A 9,937-nucleotide genomic window follows, 5' to 3' on the forward strand; every position below is an offset into this window, starting at 1 on the left:
CCATTTTTCGCTGCTATTGCATAAGCCGGTTTCATTCTTTATTTTGGATACCTAACCTCTTAAGAATGATAAAAAGCCTAAACAGGATGGTGGCCCTGGTCCTGATCTTCACGATTCTTTCTGTTCATGTTCTTGGCCAGGACGATCCGACCGAAGCAGCTCAACCAATTGTAGCAGAGGGAAAACTTCTGTATAAGTCTGAAATGGCATCCTGGTATGGCACGGATTTATTTTTGGAAAAATACAAAGACCGGTCTGCCATTGGCGGGTATTTCTCCTATCAGGATCAGGATCTGTCAAAGTGTATATTCTTTTCCCGGACGGAGAAGCCAAGAGTTATAGGTACAATTTCATTCGATAGTACTTATAATTTGCAAACTGCCATCGTTGATATGAGTGAACGTGATTTTTCAAAAACGGAGCAGGACTTATATGCTATCCGGAAACTTGCTTTGGCCGAGGTAAACTCCGATACCCTTTTTAAGGTATATGAAAATACAAGTCTTAATCTGATTCCCTTGATTACCGGGCTGGAAAAAAAGGTTTATATTCTGACAGGTCCCAAAAATTCTGGAGTCGTCATATTTGGTAATGATTACCTGCTCAGATTCGATGCAGATAATAAGTTACTGGAGAAAAAACAATTACATAAGAATATTATTCCAGTTTATTACGGTGAGCAGGAGGATGGGAAAAAAGCAATAGGTGCTATGCACAGTCATTTACCGGAAACCGGAGAGTTTATAACCGCCACTGATATTTGTACCTTATTGCTGTATTCCAAATTTGCAGACTGGGAACAGCATATAGTTGTTTCCGAAAAGTATACGAATATCTGGAACTGTGTATCAAATACCCTTATTGTGGTTCCAAAGGAAGTAATGGAGAAAATCAATAAGGATTCCGATAAAAGAACAAAGAAAAATAAAAGAAACAAGTCGTGAATTCAACCCCAACTCCTTTTCAGCAGACCTACTTCCATGGTACTAAAGCCGATTTGAAAATAGGTGAATTGGTTGAAGTAGGATATAATTCGAATTATGGGAATAATCAGCATTCGAAATACATATTTCTGACTTCAACCCTGGATGCTGCTATATGGGGTGCTGAACTGGCCGCAGGTGACGGTAACGAAAGAATTTATTTGGTTGAACCAACCGGTCCAATTGAGGATGATCCTGATTTGACGGATAAAAAATTCCCGGGTAATCCTACTAAATCATATCGTTCTGCGCATGCTTTTAAAGTCGTTGGTGAAGTTACCCTATGGCAGGGACATGCACCTGACCAGTTAAAAGCCATGAAAGAGGGATTAGCAAAATTGAAAGAACAAGGGATAAATTCTCTTAATGAATAAAACCATAGTAATATATAACCGATTTACTACATTATTCTTATCGAGTTCATAGTATTAGTGTACTTGATCAAATTGATATTTGGGAATTACGAGGTGTTTTTCAAATCGTTAGCAGGTCATTTTTTCCCTGATGAAATCCTGCCTAACCCTTTAGAAAAGTTTGCAGAAAAAGCATGATAGCAAACACAAAATAAATATACTTTACGCTGTTGTACTGCTTTTTGTAGGTTTAACTATATTGATTGATATATTTATATTTTAGCTGATATTCATCGTATGATATCCGACATAAAAATAACAGACACCAAACTCCTTTCTGACAACTGGTATATTCTCAAAAAGATCACTTATGATTATTCCAAACCAGACGGTTCCCGGCATAGCCAAAGCAGGGAAGTGTACGACAGAGGAAATGGTGCAACCATTCTTTTATATAACAAGGAACAGCAAACCGTAGTACTAACCCGCCAATTCCGACTGCCTTCTTTTGTCAATGGCAATGAATCCGGTATGTTGATTGAAGCCTGTGCAGGTTTATTGGATGACGACAATCCGGAAGATTGCATCCGGCGGGAAACAGAAGAAGAAACCGGCTATAAAATTTCCGCTGTACAAAAGATTTTTGAAGCTTATATGTCACCCGGTTCAGTTACTGAAATCCTGCATTTTTTCATTGCTGCCTACACCAAAGAAATGAAGCTTTCGGATGGAGGTGGTGCGCAGCACGAAGAGGAGAATATTGAAGTATTGGAATTGCCATTTGCAGAAACTTTGCAAATGATCGAAACCGGCGCAATTAAAGATGCAAAAACGATTATGCTATTACAGTACATTCGATTAAATGGAATTTTATGATTCGTGTTAAACCATTTTTGCATTCAACTCCTTTTCGACAACTTTTAAGGCGGAGTAAATCAATTGGAATCTTAGCCAGAAGTATGAAGAGAGGCAGTTGGAAATTGGTTGAATATCCAACTGATATATTTGGAGAGCCAGTCGACATAGTACCGATCATCGAAAGAATAAAAAAGAAAAACCCGTCCATTGGACGGGTTTACTGGGGAAATCATACATATACATTCGATTAATGCCAGCGGTCCGGATCAGCCACCTGCGTATCCTGTGCATACCTTGATGGAAGTTCCGCTTTTAGCATATCTCCCGGTTGCAGCGATGGGAAAATGTCTTCCAGTGTCCTCACTTCATTCATAAATACCCGCCGATAAATATGCGAACGGGTTAATTTTTTGTAGTCATCAATGCCAGCGGCACCCATTAGTTCCACAAAGGTTTTGATGGTGTCTTCATGATAATTCGCTACCCGTTGTTTTTTATCAGTAACAACCAGACCTACTGTGAGACTGGGATCCTGTGTTGCCACCCCTGTTGGGCATTTGTTGGTATGACATTGCAATGCCTGGATACAACCAAGAGCCATCATCATGGCACGCGCGCTGTTACACGCATCTGCGCCTAGCGCAATGGCACGCAGCATGTGAAATCCACTGAGAATCTTACCTGATGCAATGATCCGGATATGCTGCCTGATATTGAATCCAACCAGCATATTGTGGACAAATGCGAGTCCGTCCAGCAAAGGTGCTCCAACATGATTGCTGAATTCCTGCGGAGCAGCGCCGGTGCCACCTTCTCCACCATCAACGGTAATAAAATCAGGGTAGGAGTCCAGTTCGATCATCGCTTTACAGATGGCAATGAATTCTGATTTGCGTCCGATACAAAGTTTGAATCCAACCGGTTTTCCGCCAGAAAGATCCCGCATTTGGGCAATGAATTGCACCAGTTCACGGGGACTATTAAACGCTGAGTGATAGGGTGGGGAATAAACAGTGGTATTGGGCTTCACATGACGGATGGCTGCAATCTCGGGTGTGTTCTTCTTTGCTGGCAGAATACCACCATGACCCGGTTTGGCGCCCTGCGACAACTTTAGTTCGATCATCTTCACCTGGGGAGTTGCTGCATTTTTAGCAAATACTTCCGGTGAAAAATTTCCATTCTCATCACGTGCACCAAAATAACCCGTGCCGATTTGCCAGATAATATCTCCGCCTTCTTCCAGGTGGTGCCGGCTCATGCCACCTTCTCCGGTGTTGTGGGCAAATCCACCGATTTTAGCGCCCGCATTCAGGGCCCGGATCGCATTGCTGCTCAGAGATCCAAAGCTCATAGCCGATACATTAAAAATGCTGGCAGAATAAGGTTGTTTGCAATCCTTATTGCCAATCAGCACGCGGGGAGAATGATCCAGCTTATGAAAATCTTTTGGTGCAATCGAATGGCTCATCCATTCATAACCTTCTTCGTATACATCGAGCTGGGTGCCAAAAGGCATGGTATCAGTTTCCTGTTTGGCCCGCTGATAAATGGTAGAGCGATCGACTCTGTTTATGGGGCGCCCATCAATATCGGATTCAACAAAATACTGATACATTTTCGGGCGGAGGGCTTCCATCCAGTAGCGCATGCGGCCAAATACCGGATAGGTTCTCATAATGGAATGTTTGGTCTGGTTCATGTCAACCAGGCCTAGAACGAAGAGAAAGACTACTATAGCAAAAAGTAAATACCACCACGGACTTACATAAAAGCTCAGCAAAAAGCTAAGCACCAGGCCAATAACAGCACTGATTACAAAACCATTTCTCATCTCTCTTCATTAAAAAATTAACTCCAAAGGTATCCAATATTCTGATTTACAAACAGATGTTAGTTTTTCGTTACCTAATATAAAACAAACACAAAACTGACTTTGCTCAGGTTAAAGATCTCCAGGAACCCCGTTCTTTGTTGAAACGATTACATCATGAATATCAATATTCAAACGCTAGATTTTACCGCAAAGGAAGAGTTAAATGAATTTGTAAAGGAGAAGGTTGCAAGGCTGGGACGTTACCTGGATAATATCATCAGTTATGAAATCACATTACGAGTAGATAAGTCTGAAACGAATGATAATAAAATAGCAGATATCCGCCTGGTAGTTCCAGGTAATGATTTGCTGGCAAGTTCCAGGGCTTCTTCCTTTGAGAAAGCAACTGCTCAGGCCATTGAAGCATTGGAAAGACAAATTGAAAAACGCAAAACGAAGGAAGGGTATTGATTTTTTTATACTATTTTTGATGATGATGAGGGTTATTGCTACTATACCTCCACTCCGCGTAACTGGGAGAGATGGGGGAGGGTGATAATCCTCATCTTTGTTTTCTGGTCAGCTGCTTCTGATATTTACGTCTATGCGTATTTTCAAGCCTAAATTGAGCACTAAGGATTTGAAAATCATTGTGCTAGCTTGTTCAGTGGTATTATTTTCTTGTAAATCTGTTCCAAGTTCTCGAAATATTGACAAGGCAATGAGGGATTCTGCAATGTCTGCAATAGCGGTTGCTCTAGATTCCATAATATTAAAGGTGAAAACAATGCCAGATGTTGAGCCAAATAAATCCGATACAAGTTCACCATCAATTCCACCCAACTTTAAGTTTGCTCTTCGTAAAACAGAATAGGTCGTTATTAGCGCCAAACATCGTTGTTATTTGCTTTCAATTTATTCTGTAGCTTCGGATAACAACAACGAGGTACCAAACCGAACCTTACCTTTCTCTGTTGTGATTTGCTTTCAATTTATTCTGTAGCTTCGGATAACAACAACCGGTAGCTTCGTAATAGCGGAAGTAGGCGAGTTGTGATTTGCTTTCAATTTATTCTGTAGCTTCGGATAACAACAACGAGGAAGCGGGGGAATTTGAGGAATCGGCTGTTGTGATTTGCTTTCAATTTATTCTGTAGCTTCGGATAACAACAACCAACTATGAAGTGCCTGATGCGGGTGTTGGTTGTGATTTGCTTTCAATTTATTCTGTAGCTTCGGATAACAACAACAAAAAGATGGGGAACGTCTGCAGAAAAGGTGTTGTGATTTGCTTTCAATTTATTCTGTAGCTTCGGATAACAACAACATCAAAGGTTACTCCGTCATTAGTGGAATAGTTGTGATTTGCTTTCAATTTATTCTGTAGCTTCGGATAACAACAACTTGCCGGATGGAGATACCCAACAGGCATGAGTTGTGATTTGCTTTCAATTTATTCTGTAGCTTCGGATAACAACAACGATTCTTCTTCTGTAGAAGGATCTATTTCTGTTGTGATTTGCTTTCAATTTATTCTGTAGCTTCGGATAACAACAACGACGTCTCGACGATCACCGTCCCGGTCATTGTTGTGATTTGCTTTCAATTTATTCTGTAGCTTCGGATAACAACAACGCAACAGTAGAGATTGCCAGGGATGAGTCAGTTGTGATTTGCTTTCAATTTATTCTGTAGCTTCGGATAACAACAACAGAACAGCATTGCAACTGATATAGCAGGACGTTGTGATTTGCTTTCAATTTATTCTGTAGCTTCGGATAACAACAACTTTGTGATCCTGTAGGTGCGGTTTCCGCTGTTGTGATTTGCTTTCAATTTATTCTGTAGCTTCGGATAACAACAACGATACTGCCAATAACCTGCATAAGTGGAGTGTTGTGATTTGCTTTCAATTTATTCTGTAGCTTCGGATAACAACAACGAAGGATATGGTTTATTCTGGGCCCTAATGTTGTGATTTGCTTTCAATTTATTCTGTAGCTTCGGATAACAACAACACCGGTTAAATAGAACGATCAGGAAACTATTGTTGTGATTTGCTTTCAATTTATTCTGTAGCTTCGGATAACAACAACTTGCATGATCTCATAATCATACTGGTTTGTGTTGTGATTTGCTTTCAATTTATTCTGTAGCTTCGGATAACAACAACTCGGTTCCGTTGTCGTCGGTGGCGAGTAATGTTGTGATTTGCTTTCAATTTATTCTGTAGCTTCGGATAACAACAACTTTGGTTTCTGTTGGTAATTCCCATCCAATGTTGTGATTTGCTTTCAATTTATTCTGTAGCTTCGGATAACAACAACGAAGGGAGCGGAGGAAGGATGGGGAGCGAGGTTGTGATTTGCTTTCAATTTATTCTGTAGCTTCGGATAACAACAACCCAGGACAAACGTTACATACCTGTCAATATGTTGTGATTTGCTTTCAATTTATTCTGTAGCTTCGGATAACAACAACCCGGATGTCGTTTGCTATGCCTTCCTCCACCGTTGTGATTTGCTTTCAATTTATTCTGTAGCTTCGGATAACAACAACGGTCGGTGAAACTGTAATACAACCTGTCAAGTTGTGATTTGCTTTCAATTTATTCTGTAGCTTCGGATAACAACAACCAAATATTTGGCTATGAAATATGCTCTTTTGTTGTGATTTGCTTTCAATTTATTCTGTAGCTTCGGATAACAACAACTCAATCATTACAATTTTCGCCATTTGCAATGTTGTGATTTGCTTTCAATTTATTCTGTAGCTTCGGATAACAACAACCTATTCCGGTTTGCTATGAACGAACACCCGTTGTGATTTGCTTTCAATTTATTCTGTAGCTTCGGATAACAACAACATGAAAACAAACAATTCCACTCAATCCATGTTGTGATTTGCTTTCAATTTATTCTGTAGCTTCGGATAACAACAACACGATTGGGTAAAACCATTGGCGGTTATCGTTGTGATTTGCTTTCAATTTATTCTGTAGCTTCGGATAACAACAACAAGGATCACGTCGTAAAACTCATCAATTGGGTTGTGATTTGCTTTCAATTTATTCTGTAGCTTCGGATAACAACAACAATTTCTGGTACCGTAACTGGAGACAGCTTGTTGTGATTTGCTTTCAATTTATTCTGTAGCTTCGGATAACAACAACAACGATAAACTGGCGGAAGCCATCGCTGTGAGTTGTGATTTGCTTTCAATTTATTCTGTAGCTTCGGATAACAACAACTAACCATGCTGGAGCGTGATCGGGATGTATGTTGTGATTTGCTTTCAATTTATTCTGTAGCTTCGGATAACAACAACCTGGCCGGAGAGCTGGTACTGGATGCCAATGTTGTGATTTGCTTTCAATTTATTCTGTAGCTTCGGATAACAACAACTAATCATTGGGTGATGGTGTGGCAGTAGCAGTTGTGATTTGCTTTCAATTTATTCTGTAGCTTCGGATAACAACAACCGAAAAGCACAATAAAAGGGAGTTCATCCCGTTGTGATTTGCTTTCAATTTATTCTGTAGCTTCGGATAACAACAACAGTAGGATTGTTTGCCTGGATGAACTGTATGTTGTGATTTGCTTTCAATTTATTCTGTAGCTTCGGATAACAACAACATTGGTATCAAACTACCCAAATGAGGCCAGGTTGTGATTTGCTTTCAATTTATTCTGTAGCTTCGGATAACAACAACCATTGTCTGAAATCCTCCATCAGGAAGGGGGTTGTGATTTGCTTTCAATTTATTCTGTAGCTTCGGATAACAACAACGCTTTTGCTTTATCATCAACAGCCTTGGTGGTTGTGATTTGCTTTCAATTTATTCTGTAGCTTCGGATAACAACAACGTAGTCAGATTCGCGTTCGGACGGTTCTAGTTGTGATTTGCTTTCAATTTATTCTGTAGCTTCGGATAACAACAACAAAAATTCTTGTAATTAATTACTGTATATCTGTTGTGATTTGCTTTCAATTTATTCTGTAGCTTCGGATAACAACAACGGCTCAAGTTTATTCCCTTCACAGTCATCAGTTGTGATTTGCTTTCAATTTATTCTGTAGCTTCGGATAACAACAACTTTACAACGAATGCCAGGGTACTACCCTTGGTTGTGATTTGCTTTCAATTTATTCTGTAGCTTCGGATAACAACAACGAAAATTCTGGAATTATGGCTGGATATAGAGTTGTGATTTGCTTTCAATTTATTCTGTAGCTTCGGATAACAACAACAATACCAATCTTTTTTTGCCCGATCTGCTTGTTGTGATTTGCTTTCAATTTATTCTGTAGCTTCGGATAACAACAACAAGACAGCAATTATTAAATCAATTCCCGAAGTTGTGATTTGCTTTCAATTTATTCTGTAGCTTCGGATAACAACAACTTCGTTGAGGTAATGAATAACCAGGTATATGTTGTGATTTGCTTTCAATTTATTCTGTAGCTTCGGATAACAACAACTTGTTTGATAAGTGTTCCTCATTCTTTTTAGTTGTGATTTGCTTTCAATTTATTCTGTAGCTTCGGATAACAACAACCGATTCGCTATAAAGCATAGAAAATCAGTTAATTAACCGCCAAAACAGGATGAAAAAAAGGGGCTTTTTGGTCATTTTTTTCATCCTGTTTTCAAAACATTTCCAGTTGTGTGGCGGCATCCGGAGATTTTACTTGGTCTAGGCCGCGGAAAATCTCCATCATCCCGAATTGCTTATCTGTTATACTCATTATTACCACATGGCCTTTCGATGGCAAAAGTTTTTTAACCCTGGCAACATGTGCATCGGCGTTTTCCCTACTCATACAGTGCCGTAGGTAAATACTCCACTGAAATAGCTGAAATCCATCCTGCATGATTTCCTTCCGGAATCTGGTATACCGCTTGCGGTCGCGTTTTGTGGTAGTAGGAAGATCAAAAAATACGAGTACCCACATGATCCTGTATGCATTTAAACGGTCAAACATGAGGAGTAAGTTCCGGATATATAATTTTCTTCGCCTTGCCCTCAAAACACCTGGCTAGGGAGGCGGTTGTTCGCTGAATGGCCGCCATCATAGGGCTTTTTCTTCCTTCCAATTGCACATCCAATTGTGGAATTTTCAATAGTTCTGCCCGCATGGTGGGCGTCATCTCCAGGTATTGCCCATTTTGTCGGATAAGCTGGCAAATAATTAAGTCTACAAACGGGCGATATGGTTCCATTATATCATCGGCCAAACAATAGGCATTGTACTGATTGCGATGATGAATTCCCAAAGTTGGAAGGAGTCCAGAACCTACTAGACTCCTTGCTACCATCGCTCTGAGGATTGCATATCCGTAATTAAGTAAGTTATTGGGGGGGGCGCCAAACCGATCTCGCTTGAATGCTAAAAAGTCCGGAAATACCTGTTTCCAGTAGCTTGCTGCCGCCTGTGCTTCATGGTTTTCCGCATCTCCACTTTTAACCTGCTGCGCCAGGTGCCGCAATGCTTTGCCCGGTACTCTCTGTCTTTCCAAAACCATCGCCTGGTTTTGAATTTTACTGATTACCGTTTGTTGCCATAGCTGTTTTTTCAAGGGTACAGATGCGTCCACCTGCGCCTGGAATTTTTGTGATTGCAGGGTGTTCCCATCCAGGTTTAACATCAATCCAACCGGGTGGTGGGTGTGGTCGCAGGTAATCAGTGCAGTATTGTTTGAAAGTAGCTTGGCAATGGCTACCTGTGAGATAACAATTTGCTGATTATCAAGGATGATATAGCCTATGTCTTCAATTGGAACCTGCCTTATTTCTCCGCTTTCTCTAAGTTCAATCTTTAATTGCTCATTTTCCACCCGTAGATAAGCTGGATTTCCGAAGTACAAGGTGCGTTTAACCATAGGATAGTTTATGGGATAATAAACGAATAAGGTTACAGTAAAA

At 40.2% G+C, this 9,937-nt stretch carries 8 protein-coding genes and 1 CRISPR repeat array; of the genes, 4 read left to right on the top strand and 4 right to left on the bottom strand.

All coding sequences use genetic code 11. The features are described from left to right. Positions 1-65 precede the first annotated feature (65 nt). From L0U88_RS08465 to nudK, 3 genes are all read left to right on the top strand, one after another. Positions 66-944 carry a hypothetical protein gene (locus L0U88_RS08465; RefSeq protein ID WP_234865516.1) on the top strand — a complete coding sequence of 293 codons (879 nt, stop codon included), beginning with the start codon at positions 66-68 and terminating at the stop codon, positions 942-944. Continuing rightward, positions 941-1,357 (top strand): NAD(+)--rifampin ADP-ribosyltransferase, encoded by a 417-nt coding sequence (gene arr, locus L0U88_RS08470; RefSeq protein WP_353620641.1) that lies wholly within the window; start codon positions 941-943, stop codon positions 1,355-1,357. The genes L0U88_RS08465 and arr overlap by 4 nt, the downstream gene beginning before the upstream one ends. Before the next feature lie 276 nt (positions 1,358-1,633). Next, on the top strand, positions 1,634-2,212 hold the full coding sequence (gene nudK / locus L0U88_RS08475) for a GDP-mannose pyrophosphatase NudK (protein ID WP_234865519.1): 579 nt from the start codon (positions 1,634-1,636) through the stop codon (positions 2,210-2,212). Positions 2,213-2,441: 229 nt separating this feature from the next. Here nudK and L0U88_RS08480 read toward each other — a convergent pair whose 3' ends face one another. Next, positions 2,442-4,028 carry an FMN-binding glutamate synthase family protein gene (locus tag L0U88_RS08480; RefSeq protein ID WP_234865521.1) on the bottom strand — a complete coding sequence of 529 codons (1,587 nt, stop codon included), beginning with the start codon at positions 4,026-4,028 and terminating at the stop codon, positions 2,442-2,444. Positions 4,029-4,184: 156 nt separating this feature from the next. Here L0U88_RS08480 and hpf point away from each other — a divergent pair, with 156 nt between their 5' ends. Further along, positions 4,185-4,481: a ribosome hibernation-promoting factor, HPF/YfiA family gene (hpf, locus tag L0U88_RS08485; RefSeq protein ID WP_234865523.1), complete on the top strand. Its 297-nt coding sequence runs from the start codon at positions 4,185-4,187 to the stop codon at positions 4,479-4,481. Between the two features lie 108 nt (positions 4,482-4,589). Here the strand turns inward: hpf and L0U88_RS08490 are convergent, their stop codons facing one another. From L0U88_RS08490 to cas1, 3 genes are all read right to left on the bottom strand, one after another. Next, positions 4,590-4,901, bottom strand: coding sequence for a hypothetical protein (locus L0U88_RS08490; protein ID WP_234865525.1), 312 nt, complete (start codon positions 4,899-4,901; stop codon positions 4,590-4,592). 5 nt (positions 4,902-4,906) lie between these two features. Further along, a CRISPR array of direct repeats spans positions 4,907-8,569; the repeat unit is 47 nt; unit sequence GTTGTGATTTGCTTTCAATTTATTCTGTAGCTTCGGATAACAACAAC. A gap of 91 nt (positions 8,570-8,660) precedes the next feature. Further along, positions 8,661-8,996 (bottom strand): CRISPR-associated endonuclease Cas2, encoded by a 336-nt coding sequence (gene cas2, locus L0U88_RS08495; RefSeq protein WP_234865527.1) that lies wholly within the window; start codon positions 8,994-8,996, stop codon positions 8,661-8,663. Beyond that, positions 8,989-9,894, bottom strand: a complete 906-nt coding sequence (gene cas1, locus L0U88_RS08500) for a type II CRISPR-associated endonuclease Cas1 (RefSeq protein WP_234865529.1) — start codon at positions 9,892-9,894, stop codon at positions 8,989-8,991. The genes cas2 and cas1 overlap by 8 nt, the downstream gene beginning before the upstream one ends. Positions 9,895-9,937: the final 43 nt, after the last annotated feature.

The sequence above is a fragment of the Flavihumibacter fluminis genome, assembly GCF_021491375.1.
Lineage (GTDB): Bacteria > Bacteroidota > Bacteroidia > Chitinophagales > Chitinophagaceae > Flavihumibacter > Flavihumibacter fluminis.